12 protein-coding genes, 1 pseudogene and 1 riboswitch are annotated in these 12,017 nt (G+C 57.8%); of the genes and pseudogenes, 6 read left to right on the plus strand and 7 right to left on the minus strand.

Annotation, left to right across the window (positions count from 1 at the left end; all coding sequences use genetic code 11):
- From thiS to K5I40_RS23445, 5 genes are all read right to left on the minus strand, one after another.
- Positions 1-201: a sulfur carrier protein ThiS gene (gene thiS / locus K5I40_RS23425; RefSeq protein WP_139563974.1), complete on the minus strand. Its 201-nt coding sequence runs from the start codon at positions 199-201 to the stop codon at positions 1-3.
- Complete coding sequence (gene thiF, locus K5I40_RS23430; RefSeq protein WP_139563975.1) at positions 185-940, minus strand: thiazole biosynthesis adenylyltransferase ThiF; 756 nt, start codon at positions 938-940, stop codon at positions 185-187. The genes thiS and thiF overlap by 17 nt, the downstream gene beginning before the upstream one ends.
- Entirely contained in the window at positions 933-1,568 is a 636-nt protein-coding gene (gene thiE / locus K5I40_RS23435) for a thiamine phosphate synthase (protein ID WP_223075795.1), read from the minus strand. The genes thiF and thiE overlap by 8 nt, the downstream gene beginning before the upstream one ends.
- Positions 1,568-3,463, minus strand: a complete 1,896-nt coding sequence (thiC, locus tag K5I40_RS23440; protein ID WP_223075796.1) for a phosphomethylpyrimidine synthase ThiC — start codon at positions 3,461-3,463, stop codon at positions 1,568-1,570. Before thiC ends, thiE begins: the two co-directional genes overlap by 1 nt.
- Before the next feature lie 76 nt (positions 3,464-3,539).
- A riboswitch (TPP riboswitch) is annotated at positions 3,540-3,648 on the minus strand.
- Between the two features lie 53 nt (positions 3,649-3,701).
- Positions 3,702-4,199, minus strand: coding sequence for an Rsd/AlgQ family anti-sigma factor (locus K5I40_RS23445; RefSeq protein ID WP_039028892.1), 498 nt, complete (start codon positions 4,197-4,199; stop codon positions 3,702-3,704).
- A gap of 95 nt (positions 4,200-4,294) precedes the next feature.
- Here K5I40_RS23445 and nudC point away from each other — a divergent pair, with 95 nt between their 5' ends.
- From nudC to K5I40_RS23475, 6 genes and pseudogenes are all read left to right on the plus strand, one after another.
- The gene (gene nudC / locus K5I40_RS23450; RefSeq protein ID WP_138371052.1) at positions 4,295-5,068 is read left to right on the plus strand and encodes an NAD(+) diphosphatase; all 774 of its coding nucleotides are present in this window, start codon (positions 4,295-4,297) and stop codon (positions 5,066-5,068) included.
- A 42-nt stretch (positions 5,069-5,110) separates the two neighbouring features.
- Positions 5,111-6,173: pseudogene (hemE, locus tag K5I40_RS23455) on the plus strand (uroporphyrinogen decarboxylase).
- Positions 6,174-6,182: 9 nt separating this feature from the next.
- Positions 6,183-6,854 carry a deoxyribonuclease V gene (gene nfi / locus K5I40_RS23460; protein WP_039028895.1) on the plus strand — a complete coding sequence of 224 codons (672 nt, stop codon included), beginning with the start codon at positions 6,183-6,185 and terminating at the stop codon, positions 6,852-6,854.
- A 41-nt stretch (positions 6,855-6,895) separates the two neighbouring features.
- Complete coding sequence (locus K5I40_RS23465) at positions 6,896-7,486, plus strand: YjaG family protein (RefSeq protein WP_223075797.1); 591 nt, start codon at positions 6,896-6,898, stop codon at positions 7,484-7,486.
- Between the two features lie 186 nt (positions 7,487-7,672).
- Complete coding sequence (gene hupA, locus K5I40_RS23470) at positions 7,673-7,945, plus strand: nucleoid-associated protein HU-alpha (protein WP_002445246.1); 273 nt, start codon at positions 7,673-7,675, stop codon at positions 7,943-7,945.
- A gap of 11 nt (positions 7,946-7,956) precedes the next feature.
- Positions 7,957-8,649: a DUF1481 domain-containing protein gene (locus K5I40_RS23475; protein ID WP_223075798.1), complete on the plus strand. Its 693-nt coding sequence runs from the start codon at positions 7,957-7,959 to the stop codon at positions 8,647-8,649.
- Positions 8,650-8,692: 43 nt separating this feature from the next.
- On the opposite strand, the gene purD is transcribed toward K5I40_RS23475, so the two are convergent.
- Together purD and purH are read right to left on the minus strand one after the other, a co-directional pair.
- On the minus strand, positions 8,693-9,985 hold the full coding sequence (purD, locus tag K5I40_RS23480) for a phosphoribosylamine--glycine ligase (protein ID WP_223075799.1): 1,293 nt from the start codon (positions 9,983-9,985) through the stop codon (positions 8,693-8,695).
- Between the two features lie 15 nt (positions 9,986-10,000).
- Positions 10,001-11,590 carry a bifunctional phosphoribosylaminoimidazolecarboxamide formyltransferase/IMP cyclohydrolase gene (gene purH / locus K5I40_RS23485; RefSeq protein ID WP_039028899.1) on the minus strand — a complete coding sequence of 530 codons (1,590 nt, stop codon included), beginning with the start codon at positions 11,588-11,590 and terminating at the stop codon, positions 10,001-10,003.
- Positions 11,591-12,017: the final 427 nt, after the last annotated feature.

Below are 12,017 nucleotides of genomic sequence, written 5' to 3' on the forward strand. Positions count from 1 at the left end.
TCAGCCTCCGGCAATCACCTGAAAGAGCAGGATCTGATCGCCTTCGCGTACCTGCTGTTTTTCCCACTGCTCGCGCGGCAGGATCTGTTGATTCAGGGCCAGCGCGACCCCGGGTTTTAACTGGCGCAGCTGGGAGAGCAGGGTGGCGACGGTGATGCCTTCCACGCACTGCATCGGTTCGTCGTTAAACTGGATCCGCATGCTGCCCCCCACATACCTGACAGCCGCTGGCGCGCTGTAAAGCCAGCTGCCGCCAGCTTCCTGCCCGGGCGTCGAACAGACGTAGCGCATTGCGCGGGGCCTCGATGCCGCTGAGCAGCTTGATCGCTTCCAGCGCCTGCAGGGTGCCCATCACGCCAACCACCGGCCCGACAACACCGGCGGTGCGGCAGTTGCGCTGCGGCTCGTCATCATCCGGCCAAAGGCAGCGGTAGCAGCCCTGCGTCCAGGGAGGCGTCAGCACCATCATCTGTCCGCCAAAGCCCACGGCGCTGGCGGTGATAAGCGGAGTGTTGAGCATCACGCAGGCGGCGTTGATCGCCTGGCGGGTGGCCATGTTGTCGGTGCAGTCCAGCACCACGTCGGCGCGGGCGATCTCCTCCTGCAGCGCGTTGCCTTCCAGCCGGGTCTGCAGGGCAATCAGCCGGATATCGGGGTTGAGCTGCTGCAGGCGACGCTGCGTTACCTGCGCTTTCGGCTGGGCAATATCGTCGGTGGTGAAGAGGATCTGCCGCTGCAAATTGCTCAGATGAACCTCGTCATCGTCGGCCAGCACCAGCGTGCCGATCCCGGCTCCGGCCAGGTATAGCGCCGCCGGGGCGCCCAGTCCGCCGAGGCCGATCAGCAACACCCGGCTGGCGAGCAGCTTTTGCTGCCCGTCGATGGCGATATCGTCCAGCAGGATCTGGCGGCTGTAGCGCATAAAGTCACGGTCATTCATCGCCTGTCCCCGCCAGTTGCAGCAGCTGCGCCGTCGCTGCCTGCCAGTCCCCGGCCTGGGTGATGGCGCTCACCACCGCGATGCTTCCCACGCCGGTCGCCAGGACCGCAGGCGCGCGTTCGAGGCTTATACCGCCGATGGCGACGGTGGGATAATCCCCGAGCCGTTCGATATGACGGGCCAACTGTTCAAGCCCTTGCGGAGCTGAGGGCATCTGCTTGGTCCGGGTCGGGAAAACGTGCCCCAGGGCGATGTAGGACGGACGAGCCGCCAGCGCCACGTCGATCTCCATGTCGTCATGCGTCGACACGCCGAGACGCAAACCGGCGGTACGAATGGCCGCAAGATCGGTGGTCTCCAGATCCTCCTGACCCAGATGCACGCCGTAAGCCTGGTGCTTAATCGCCAGACGCCAGTAGTCATTGATAAACAGGCGGGCGTCATAGCGACGCCCCAGGGCAATGGCCGCCACAATATCGGCCTCAACCTCATCATCCTGCTTATCCTTGATGCGCAGCTGCAGGGTTTTTACCCCGGCGGTCAGCAGACGCTCAAGCCACGCCACGCTGTCGACCACCGGGTAAAGCCCCAGACGAAACGGCACTGGCGGAAAGTTGGGCTGATACATTACGCCTCCTCTTTTTTGAGGTAGATTTCGCCGCCCCGGGCGCGGAAGGTCTCTGACATATCGGCCATTCCCACTTCGATAGTCTGCGCCGCGGCGTAATCACGCACCTCCTGGCTGATTTTCATCGAGCAGAATTTCGGCCCGCACATGGAGCAGAAGTGCGCCACTTTGCCGGACTCCTGCGGCAGGGTTTCGTCGTGATAGGCGCGGGCGGTGAACGGGTCGAGGGCGAGGTTGAACTGATCTTCCCAGCGGAATTCGAAGCGCGCTTTCGACATGGCGTTATCGCGGATCTGCGCCCCCGGATGGCCCTTCGCCAGGTCGGCGGCGTGGGCGGCAATTTTGTAGGTGATCAGCCCCTGCTTCACGTCCTCTTTGTTCGGCAGACCGAGATGCTCTTTCGGCGTCACGTAGCAAAGCATCGCGCAGCCGAACCAGCCAATCATCGCCGCGCCAATGCCGGAGGTGAAGTGGTCGTAACCCGGTGCGATATCGGTGGTCAACGGCCCCAGGGTATAGAACGGCGCTTCGTGGCAGTGCTCAAGCTCTTCGGTCATGTTGCGGCGGATCATCTGCATCGGCACATGGCCCGGGCCTTCAATCATCACCTGGACGTCATACTCCCAGGCAATTTTGGTCAGCTCGCCCAGAGTGTGCAGCTCGGCAAACTGCGCTTCATCGTTGGCATCGCGAATGGAGCCCGGACGCAGGCCATCGCCCAGCGACAGCGAAACGTCGTAGGCGGCGCAGATCTCGCAGATTTCGCGGAAGTGCTCATACAGGAAGTTCTCCTGATGATGGGACAGGCACCATTTCGCCATGATAGAACCGCCACGTGAGACGATGCCGGTCAGGCGTTTAGCGGTCATCGGCACGTAGCGCAGCAGCACGCCCGCATGGATGGTGAAGTAATCCACGCCCTGTTCGGCCTGCTCCAGCAGGGTATCCCGGAAAGCCTCCCAGGTGAGGTCTTCCGCGATGCCGTTCACCTTCTCCAGCGCCTGGTAGATGGGGACGGTACCAATCGGCACCGGGCTGTTACGCAGGATCCACTCACGGGTCTCGTGAATATAGCGACCGGTGGAGAGGTCCATGACGGTGTCCGCGCCCCAGCGCGTCGACCAGACCAGTTTTTCCACCTCTTCTTCGATGGAGGAGGTGACCGCCGAGTTACCGATATTGGCATTCACTTTCACCAGGAAGTTACGCCCGATGATCATCGGCTCCGATTCCGGATGGTTGATGTTGGCGGGGATGATGGCGCGGCCGGCGGCCACTTCGTCACGCACAAACTCCGGGGTGATGTTCTCCGGCAGACGAGCCCCAAAGCCTTCACCCGGATGCTGGTGGCGCAGCACCTCGCCACGGATGCGCTCGCGGCCCATGTTTTCGCGAATGGCGATAAACTCCATCTCCGGCGTGACGATCCCCTGACGGGCATAGTGCAGCTGGGTCACGCATTTGCCCGCCCTGGCACGCTTCGGCGTGAGAAGACCGGTGAAGCGCAGCTCGTCCAGGCCATCATCGGCCAGGCGTTCGCGGGTATAAGCCGAGCTTTGCTCGTTCAGCGCTTCGCTGTCGTCACGCGCGTCAATCCACGGCTGGCGCAGTTTTGCCAGTCCCAGCTGGACGTTAATGGTCACAGCCGGATCGCCGTAAGGCCCGGAGGTGTCGTAGACCGGCACCGCTTCGTTCTCTTCAAACTGCGGGTTTTCTTTACTGCCGCCGATGAGCGTCGGGCTGAGCTGGATCTCGCGCATGGGTACGCGGATATCATCCCGGGAGCCGGTCAGATAGATGCGTTTAGAGTTTGGGAAAGCGGTGCCTTCCAGGGTATCGATGAAGTGTTGGGCGTGTGCGCGCTGTTCGCGGCGGGTCATTTTTGTGGCAGACATAGCTCGTTCCAGTAAGTTCAGGAAGTGGCTTGTCAGACGACGGATGAAGCAAGAGAGGATCGCCCGGGGGCGATACAGTAAATTGACTCTTGTTCCCTTCGCAGGTCTTAACCTGATCAGGTTCCGCGGATCCCGAATTAACGGTCTCAGCCCGGCTTTCGCACTGGGCACTCCGACAAGAATTTGCTCCCCTACAGCGGGAGCAGTAAATGTAAATTACGCGTTAACGATAAATAACTCAAGCCGGTCGGGCGACGTTATCTTCGTTGCTCGCTTTCAGATTGTGATCCAGCGCGAGGGCGATCAGGTTGTCTTCCAGCGTAAATCGTTGCTCCAGCGCCTCGCCGATATCAGAAAGTGCCTGCTGAAATTCCAGATAGTTGTCCTGATCGATGGCATTTTCGAGCGTGGAGTCGTAATAATCCATGATCTGCTGAGTGTTGGCTTCCAGCAGAGGGTAGAGTTTGGTGGCCGCTAAAAACGGGCTGTTACCTTCCATTTCACCGATAATGCGTTCATAAATATTGAAATGACCATTGGAAAGGTAGTCGACCAGGCTCTGGCAAAAATCGTCCAGCGCTTTTTCATTCAGGCGCATGTAGGACTCTTTACCCGGCTTAATGCCAACGAGATTGTAGTAGGCAACGAGCAGATGTTTACGCACGTGCAGCCAGCGATCGACCAGTTTGTTACTTCCGCCAACGCGCTCTGTCAGGTTTTCTAGCTGGTTTAGCATGTTTGACTCCGCAAGGTTAAGATTAAAAGCTGCCCACCCAAAATGTAATAGTATTGTTACCAACATGCCTGTGAAGCAAAGGTAGTGCAATAGATATGGATCGTATAATTGAAAAATCGGATCGCGGCTGGTGGTTAGTCAGCCATGAACAAAAATTATGGTTGCCCGGTGGTGAATTACCACATGGCGAAGCCGGAAATTTCGATCTTGCGGGTCAACCCGCACTAAACATTGGCGAGTGGCAGGGCGATTCTGTGTGGTTGATCCAACAAAATCGTCGCCACGATATGGGATCGGTTCGCCAGGTGCTCGATCTCGATGTCGGCCTGTTCCAGCTGGCCGGCCGCGCTGTGCAGTTGGCCGAGTTTTATCGCTCGCATAAATATTGCGGCTACTGCGGCCACACCATGCACCCAAGCAAAACCGAATGGGCCATGCTCTGCAGCCACTGCCGCGAACGCTACTATCCGCAAATCGCGCCGTGCATCATCGTCGCTATCCGTCGTGAAGACACCATCCTGCTGGCGCAACATACCCGTCATCGCAACGGGGTGCATACCGTGCTGGCCGGGTTTGTGGAAGTGGGCGAAACGCTGGAGCAGGCCGTTGCGCGTGAAGTGATGGAAGAGAGCGGTATCAAAGTGAAGAACCTGCGCTACGTCACCTCCCAGCCGTGGCCGTTCCCGCAATCGCTGATGACCGCCTTTATGGCCGAGTACGACAGCGGCGAGATCGTCATCGACCCGAAAGAGTTGCTGTCAGCCGACTGGTATCGTTACGACGATTTACCGCTGCTCCCACCGCCCGGTACCGTGGCGCGCCGCCTGATAGAAGATACCGTGGCAATGTGTCGGGCTGACGATATCTGAGACGTGATACACTGGGAATAAGACGCTTAAGGAACTGCAAAAATGACCGAACTGAAGAACGATCGTTATCTGCGTGCGCTGCTGCGCCAACCCGTTGATATCACCCCGGTATGGATGATGCGCCAGGCGGGCCGCTATTTGCCGGAATATAAAGCCACGCGTGCGCAGGCGGGCGATTTTATGTCGCTGTGCAAAAATGCGGAGCTGGCCTGCGAAGTGACCCTTCAGCCGCTGCGCCGCTATCCGCTGGACGCGGCGATCCTCTTCTCAGATATCCTGACCATCCCGGATGCGATGGGGCTTGGTCTGTACTTTGAAACCGGCGAAGGCCCGCGCTTCTCTTCTCCCATCAAGAGCAAAGCGGATATCGACAATCTGCCGATCCCGGACCCGGAGCAGGAGCTCGGTTATGTGATGAACGCGGTGCGCACTATTCGCCGCGAGCTGAAAGGCGAAGTACCGCTGATTGGTTTCTCCGGCAGTCCGTGGACGCTGGCGACCTACATGGTCGAAGGCGGCAGCAGCAAAGCCTTTACCGTTATCAAGAAGATGATGTACGCCGATCCGCTGGCGCTCCATGCCCTGCTCGAAAAGCTGGCAAAAAGCGTCACCCTCTATCTGAACGCGCAGATCAAAGCGGGCGCGCAGTCGGTGATGATCTTCGACACCTGGGGCGGAGTGCTGACGGGCCGCGATTATCAGCAGTTCTCGCTCTACTACATGCATAAAATCGTCGATGGCCTGCTGCGTGAAAACGAAGGGCGCCGCGTGCCGGTAACGCTGTTCACCAAAGGCGGAGGCCAGTGGCTGGAAGCGATGGCAGAGACCGGCTGTGATGCGCTGGGCCTCGACTGGACCACCGATATCGCCGATGCGCGCCGTCGCGTGGGGGACAAAGTCGCCCTGCAGGAACATGGATCCGTCTATGCTGTATGCTCCGGCCGCCCGTATTGAAGAAGAAGTCTCGACCATTCTGGCAGGCTTCGGTCAGGGCGAGGGCCATGTCTTTAACCTGGGGCACGGTATTCATCAGGATGTTCCGCCAGAGCATGCAGGCGTGTTTGTGGAGGCGGTACACCGACTTTCTGCCCAGTATCACCCGTAAGGAGTCGTTATGGATCTTGCGTCACTTCGCGCTCAACAACTTAAACTCGCTGCGTCTGTATCCCGTGAGGATCGTCTGGATAAAGACCCGCCCACGCTGATTGCGGGGGCCGATGTCGGGTTTGAGCAGGGCGGAGAGGTGACGCGGGCGGCGATAGTGCTCCTGACGTACCCCGGGCTGGAGCTGGTCGAATACCAGGTGGCGCGCATCGCCACGACCATGCCCTATATTCCCGGCTTCCTCTCATTTCGTGAGTATCCCGCGCTGCTGGCCGCGTGGGATCAGCTCTCGCAAAGGCCCGATCTGCTGTTCGTTGACGGGCATGGCATCTCCCATCCGCGCCGTCTCGGCGTCGCCAGCCATTTTGGCCTGCTGGTGGATGTGCCGACCATCGGCGTGGCGAAGAAACGCCTCTGCGGCAAGTTTGAGCCTCTGTCGCCCGAACCTGGCGCGCTGGCGCCATTGATGGATAAAGGCGAGCAGCTGGCGTGGGTCTGGCGCAGCAAAGCCCGCTGCAATCCGCTGTTCATCGCCACCGGTCATCGCGTCAGTACTGACAGCGCCCTGGCGTGGGTCCAGCGCTGTATGCGGGGCTATCGGCTGCCGGAACCGACCCGCTGGGCCGATGCGGTGGCTTCCGGGCGTCCGGCTTTTGTTCGTTGGCAGGAAATTCAGCGCTGATTCAGGTAAACTGCGGCCAATTTTCGATTCGAGACATCATCATGTTACAAAACCCGATTCATCTGCGCCTTGAGAAGCTGGAAAGCTGGCAGCACGTCACTTTTATGGCCTGTCTGTGCGAACGTATGTATCCGAACTACGCCATGTTCTGCAAGCAGACTGAATTTGGTGATGGTCAACTGTATCGCCGTATTCTCGATCTGGTGTGGGAAACGCTGACGGTCAAAGATGCCAAGGTGAACTTCGACTCCCAGCTCGATAAGCTGGAAGAGGCGATCCCGGTTGCTGATGGCTATGATGTCTATGGCGTCTACCCGGCCATTGATGCCTGTGTGGCCTTAAGTGAACTGATTCACTCGCGTCTGAGTGGCGAAACTCTGGAACATGCCATCGAAGTCAGTAAGGCCTCTATCACCACTGTGGCGATGCTGGAGATGACTCAGGCAGAGCGTGAAATGACCGATGAAGAGCTCCGTCTGAACCCGGCCGTTGAGCAGGAATGGGATATCCAGTGGGAAATTTTCCGTTTGCTGGCCGAGTGTGAAGAACGCGATATCGAACTGATTAAAGGTCTGCGTGCTGACTTGCGTGAGGCAGGCGAGAGTAACATTGGTATAAATCTTAACCAGTGAGACAACAAAACGTGATTTAACGCCTGATTTGTCATGCCTCTACTCTTCCCTTCTGCCCCCCGTCTGGTCTACATTTGGGGGGCGAAAATAAGTGGCTATCGGTGCGTGTATGCAGGAGAGTGCTTTTTTGGCATTTTCGTCGCACTCGATGCTTAGCAAGCGATAAACACATTGAAAGGATAACTTATGAACAAGACTCAACTGATTGATGTAATTGCGGACAAAGCTGACCTGTCTAAAGTACAGGCTAAAGCTGCTCTGGAATCCACCCTGGCTGCAATTACTGAGTCTCTGAAAGAAGGCGATGCTGTACAACTGGTAGGTTTCGGTACCTTCAAAGTGAACCACCGCGCTGAGCGTACTGGCCGCAACCCGCAGACCGGTAAAGAAATCAAAATCGCTGCAGCTAACGTGCCAGCATTTGTTTCTGGCAAAGCACTGAAAGACGCAGTTAAGTAAGCCGCGTAGCAGTGAACAGTTTTATCGAGGGGGCGGTTTCGCCCCTTTTGTCTGTCTGGCGCCAGGCACTGGCGCTGGCGGGCATGCTTGTACTGACCGCCTGCAGTCATGACTCCTCCCTGCCGGCTTTTACTGCCAGCGGCTACGCTGACAATCAGGGCGCGGTACGCGTCTGGCGTAAAGACTCAGACGACGAAGTGCATCTCCTCTCCGCTTTTAGCCCCTGGCATAGCGGAAGTACTACTACCAGTGAATACCGCTGGCAGGGCGATACGCTCGCTTATATCGACGTAAACATCTACAGCAAAGTCCCCGAGCATGTGCGGGTACGTTTTGACGACCACGGTGAGCTGAGCTTTATGCAGCGCGAAATCGGCGGTCTTAAACAGCAGCTTTCTACCGATCAAATCGAACTTTACCGCTACCGGGCCGATCAAATTCGCCAGACCAGCGATGCGCTGCGACAGGGAAGGGTGGTGCTGCATCAGGGGCGCAGGCATGCCGACGGCACCGTCACTACGTGCGAAGGCCAGACCCTGAAGACGGATCTCGATAGCTGGGCAACGGAACATATTGCACGCCGTCAGAGCCACTCCTCTATGGAAGTGAGCGTGGCGTGGCTGGAAGCGCCTGAAGGGTCACAGCTGCTGCTGGTGGCTAACGAAGATTTCTGTACCTGGCAGCCGACAGAGAAGAGTTTTTAAGTACCCTCCCCCCGATGGGGAGAGGGTCAGGGTGAGGGGAAAACTACTTCCCCTGCTCGCGCGCAATCGCACGATAACCAATATCGTTACGGCTGAAGCTGCCGTTCCAGTAAATATCCGCCATCAGCGCATAGGCGCGTTGCTGCGCTTCTGCAACGGTATTGCCCAGCGCCGTGGCGCACAGGACGCGTCCACCGTTAGTCAGCACAAGTTCGTCATCAGAGAGCCTGGTGCCTGCATGGAACACTTTCGCACCATCGATTTCTTCCAGCGGCAGGCCGTGGATTTGATCGCCGGTGTTGTAGTTGCCCGGATAACCGCCCGCAGCAATCACCACGCCCAGAGACGCGCGCTCATCCCACTCAGAGGTTTTCTGGTCCAGCTTGCCGTCGCAGGCGGCCAGGCACAGCTCCACCAGATCGGATTTCATGCGCAGCATGATCGGCTGAGTTTCCGGATCGCCAAAGCGGCAGTTGAACTCGATAACCTTAGGGTTGCCCTGTTTGTCGATCATCAGGCCCGCGTACAGGAAGCCGGTGTAGGTGTTACCTTCCGCAGCCATTCCTTTCACGGTTGGCCAGATGATGCGATCCATGGTGCGCTGGTGTACTTCGTCGGTGACCACCGGAGCAGGGGAGTATGCGCCCATGCCGCCGGTATTCGGGCCGGTATCGGCATCGCCGACGCGCTTATGATCCTGACTGGTGGCCATCGGCAGGACGTGCTCGCCGTCGACCATGACGATAAAGCTCGCCTCTTCCCCGTCGAGGAACTCTTCGATCACGATACGGTGGCCCGCATCGCCAAAAGCGTTCCCTGCCAGCATGTCCTGGACAGCGGCTTCTGCTTCTTCGAGAGTCATCGCCACGATAACGCCTTTACCGGCGGCCAGGCCGTCGGCCTTGATCACAATCGGCGCGCCTTTTTCACGTAAGTAAGCCAGCGCTGGCTCCACTTCGGTGAAGTTCTGGTATTCCGCGGTCGGAATGTTATGACGCGCCAGGAAATCTTTGGTGAAGGCCTTCGAGCCCTCGAGCTGCGCGGCGCCTTCGGTCGGGCCGAAGATGGTCAGGCCCGCCGCGCGGAACGCGTCAACCACGCCAATCACCAGCGGCGCTTCCGGACCGACGATGGTCAGGTCGATTTTCTCGTTCTGAGCAAAGCTCAGCAGCGCCGGAATATCGGTTACGCCGATAGCCACGTTCTGCAGGGCTGGCTCGAGAGCCGTACCGGCGTTACCCGGCGCCACAAAGACGGTTTTCACCTGCGGAGACTGCGCCGCTTTCCACGCCAGGGCGTGCTCACGCCCGCCGTTACCAATCACTAATACTTTCATTCTCTGCTCCGGAAATTAATGGCGGAAATGACGCATGTCGGTGAAGATCATTGCGATGCCGTGTTCATCAGCGGCAGCAATCACTTCGTCATCACGGATAGAGCCGCCAGGCTGGATCACACAGGTGATACCCACAGCGGCAGCCGCGTCGATGCCGTCACGGAACGGGAAGAAGGCGTCAGAGGCCATAGCAGACCCTTTCACTTCCAGACCTTCATCGCCCGCTTTAATACCGGCGATTTTCGCGGAGTAGACGCGGCTCATCTGGCCTGCGCCTATGCCGATAGTCATGTTCTCTTTGGCATATACGATGGCGTTGGATTTCACGAACTTAGCCACTTTCCAGCAGAACAGCGCATCACGCAGCTCCTGCTCGCTCGGCTGACGCTTAGTAACCACGCGCAGGTCGGCTTCTGTCACCATACCCAGGTCACGATCCTGAACCAGCAGACCGCCGTTCACACGCTTGAAGTCCAGGCCCGGAACGCGTTCCGCCCACTGACCGCAAACCAGTACGCGCACGTTCTGTTTTGCCGCAGTGATTTTCAGCGCTTCTTCGGTGGCAGAAGGGGCGATGATCACTTCAACGAACTGGCGGGAGATGATCGCCTGGGCGGTTTCGGCATCCAGCTCGCGGTTAAAGGCAATAATGCCGCCAAACGCAGAGGTCGGGTCGGTTTTATAAGCGCGATCGTAAGCATCCAGAATAGAGGTGCTTACCGCCACGCCGCATGGGTTTGCATGCTTAACGATAACGCAGGCTGGCTCGCTGAACTCTTTCACGCACTCCAGCGCCGCGTCAGTGTCAGCGATGTTGTTATAGGAGAGCGCCTTGCCCTGAACCTGCTGTGCTGTAGCAACGGAGGCTTCTTTTACCTCTTCTTCTATATAGAAGGCTGCCTGCTGGTGGCTGTTCTCACCGTAGCGCATATCCTGCTTCTTGATGAAGTTCAGGTTTAAGGTGCGAGAGAAACGGCCGGAAGGTTCGTTGCTTTCGCCATGATAGGCAGGTACCAGGCTACCGAAGTAGTTGGCGATCATGCTGTCGTACGCGGCGGTATGTTCGAAGGCCTTGATGGCGAGGTCGAAACGGGTCCCGAGATCCAGCGAACCTTCGTTGGCATCCATCTCTTTAATAATGGCATCGTAGTCACTGCTCTTTACGACGATGGCGACATCTTTATGGTTCTTCGCCGCGGAGCGCACCATGGTTGGGCCGCCGATATCGATGTTCTCTACCGCATCTTCCAGAGAGCAGCCTTCACGGGCAACGGTCTGGGCGAACGGATAAAGGTTAACAACGACCATGTCGATCGGCGCGATCCCATGTTGCTCCATAATTCCGTCGTCCTGACCGCGACGACCCAGAATGCCGCCGTGAACTTTCGGGTGCAGGGTTTTGACGCGTCCATCCATCATTTCCGGGAAACCGGTGTAATCGGACACTTCGGTTACCGGCAGGCCTTTATCTGCTAACAGGCGAGCAGTGCCGCCCGTAGACAGCAGCTCTACGCCACGTGCAGAAAGTGCCTGAGCGAATTCGACGATACCGGCTTTATCAGAAACACTGAGCAGAGCGCGGCGGACTGGACGACGTTGTTGCATGGTAAATCCCCTGGATTTGACGATTACAGAGAGCGTTAGGTGAATTTTCCACATAAAAACTCAACTAACACACCTGGCGGGGTCGCTTTATTAAGCGCGAGCATTTTAACGAAAACGTTTGCGCAACGCTCGCACATTTTCACTTTTTCGTCGCATTGTGGATAAGTCTGTGTGTAATCAGGTATAAGGCGGGGTTTTGCTGGGGAATGCAGCAGTCAGTCATTTTTCTGTCATTTAAGGGTTGCGGCCTGAAGAGAACTCCCTATAATGCGCCTCCATCGACACGGCGGATGTGAATCACTTCACACAAACAGCCGGGCCGGTTGAAGAGAAAAGCGTGAAATAATCGCTTGACTCTGAAAGAGGAAAGCGTAATATACGCCACCTCGCAACGGTGAGCGAAAGCCGCGTTGCACTGCTCTTTAAC

Origin of the sequence: Leclercia sp. LTM14 (assembly GCF_023736175.1) — a bacterium.
GTDB classification, from domain to species: Bacteria; Pseudomonadota; Gammaproteobacteria; order Enterobacterales; family Enterobacteriaceae; genus Enterobacter; species Enterobacter barmai.

Excerpts from the sequence above, each read along its gene's own strand:
- thiS (WP_139563974.1), bottom strand. The coding sequence starts at position 201 with ATGCGGATCCAGTTTAACGACGAACCGATGCAGTGCGTGGAAGGCATC.
- thiF (WP_139563975.1), bottom strand. The coding sequence starts at position 940 with ATGAATGACCGTGACTTTATGCGCTACAGCCGCCAGATCCTGCTGGAC.
- thiE (WP_223075795.1), bottom strand. The coding sequence starts at position 1,568 with ATGTATCAGCCCAACTTTCCGCCAGTGCCGTTTCGTCTGGGGCTTTAC.
- thiC (WP_223075796.1), bottom strand. The coding sequence starts at position 3,463 with ATGTCTGCCACAAAAATGACCCGCCGCGAACAGCGCGCACACGCCCAA.
- K5I40_RS23445 (WP_039028892.1), bottom strand. The coding sequence starts at position 4,199 with ATGCTAAACCAGCTAGAAAACCTGACAGAGCGCGTTGGCGGAAGTAAC.
- nudC (WP_138371052.1), top strand. The coding sequence starts at position 4,295 with ATGGATCGTATAATTGAAAAATCGGATCGCGGCTGGTGGTTAGTCAGC.
- nfi (WP_039028895.1), top strand. The coding sequence starts at position 6,183 with ATGGATCTTGCGTCACTTCGCGCTCAACAACTTAAACTCGCTGCGTCT.
- K5I40_RS23465 (WP_223075797.1), top strand. The coding sequence starts at position 6,896 with ATGTTACAAAACCCGATTCATCTGCGCCTTGAGAAGCTGGAAAGCTGG.
- hupA (WP_002445246.1), top strand. The coding sequence starts at position 7,673 with ATGAACAAGACTCAACTGATTGATGTAATTGCGGACAAAGCTGACCTG.
- purD (WP_223075799.1), bottom strand. The coding sequence starts at position 9,985 with ATGAAAGTATTAGTGATTGGTAACGGCGGGCGTGAGCACGCCCTGGCG.
- purH (WP_039028899.1), bottom strand. The coding sequence starts at position 11,590 with ATGCAACAACGTCGTCCAGTCCGCCGCGCTCTGCTCAGTGTTTCTGAT.